At 72.2% G+C, this 1,246-nt stretch carries 1 protein-coding gene; it reads right to left on the bottom strand.

The genetic code is table 11. From position 1 onward, the window contains the following. Positions 1-158: 158 nt before the first annotated feature. A complete protein-coding gene (locus G6027_RS16305; protein ID WP_182638068.1) occupies positions 159-920 on the bottom strand; it encodes a decaprenylphospho-beta-D-erythro-pentofuranosid-2-ulose 2-reductase in 762 nt (253 codons plus the stop codon). Positions 921-1,246 lie beyond the last annotated feature (326 nt).

Raw genomic sequence — 1,246 nt, 5'->3', positions numbered from 1 at the left:
GGTCTGGCCCACGACCGTCAGCGCCCGCAGGACGTTGGAGTTGCCGTAGGCGGGGAAGGAGACGAGGGAGAAGCCGATCAGGACCACGGCGGTGACGGCCGCGGCCAGCAGCGTCGCCGCGGCCGACAGGCCCGGCCCCCGGAGCGCCACCGGCATGCTCAGAAGGGGAGCTTGCGGAAGATCGGTCGCGGCACGTGGGTGAGCACGGCCATGACACCGCCGAACGCGGCGGGGGCGAAGACCGCGCCCTTGCCCGCCCCGGACTTCTTGACCGCGATGCGGGCCACGTCCTCCTTGTTGATGGTTAGCGGCGCCTCTTTGACGTGCGCAGACATGCGGGTCCGGACCTGACCCGGGCGGATCACCAGGACGTCCACCCCGTACTCGTCGAGTGCGTAGCCCAGACCGGTGTAGAACGAGTCGAGGCCGGCCTTGGTCGAGCCGTAGACGAAGTTGGAGCGGCGGGCGCGGAGCCCGGCGGCCGAACTCATGGCGATGATCCGGCCGTAGCCCTGCGCCTTCATCCGCTCGGCGAGCAGCACGCCCACCGACACGGCGCCGGTGTAGTTGATCTGGGCGATCTGCACGGCCTTGCGCTGATCGGACCAGAGCTCCTCGTTCTCCCCGAGCAGGCCGAACGCCACGATCGCCACGTCGACGTCGCCCCCGGCGAAGATCTGCTCGAAGGCTGCCGGGTGGGAGTCGGTCGCGGCGGCGTCGAAGTCCACCACGTCCACGGCGGTGGCCCCGGCGGCCGTCATCTCGGCGCGCGCGTCCTCGATCCCCGGGTCTCCGGGGAGGCAGGCGAGCACCACGCGCATGGGCCCCTGCTGGAGGTATTCCCCGCAGATCGCCAGGCCGATCTCGGAGGTGCCTCCGAGCAGGAGCAGGGTCTGGGGGACGCCGACGGCATTGATCATGCGCAGGAGTCTACCGAGGCCTTCCCGTCGGACCGGGGAAGGTGGCCGGGACTACCCGGCGGGGTGCTGGCCCCGTGAGGGTGGACGGACCTCGGGAGGCGCCGGGGGCGGCCTCCGCGGTGCCCGTCTCCACGCGGTGGACGGCGGGGAGACGGCGACCAGGACGACGGCGGCGGCGACGGTGCGGAGGATCATGGTGGACTCCAGATCAGGCCTCCGGGCGACCCTCGTCGTCCGGGGTCACCCTATTGTGGGCCCACCGGCGACGGCGTGTACAGCCCCCGTCCGCACTCCCCCGCCGGGGGCGGTCGGGGGCACTGCCGGTC

The sequence above is a fragment of the Dietzia sp. SLG310A2-38A2 genome, assembly GCF_014145095.1.
In the GTDB taxonomy this organism is placed as follows: domain Bacteria; phylum Actinomycetota; class Actinomycetes; order Mycobacteriales; family Mycobacteriaceae; genus Dietzia.
The sequence above is the reverse complement of the archived record's forward strand: the minus strand, read 5'-3'. Positions and strand labels throughout refer to the sequence as shown.

Coding starts and splice junctions, on each gene's coding strand:
- G6027_RS16305 (WP_182638068.1), bottom strand. CDS start 920: ATGATCAATGCCGTCGGCGTCCCCCAGACCCTGCTCCTGCTCGGAGGC.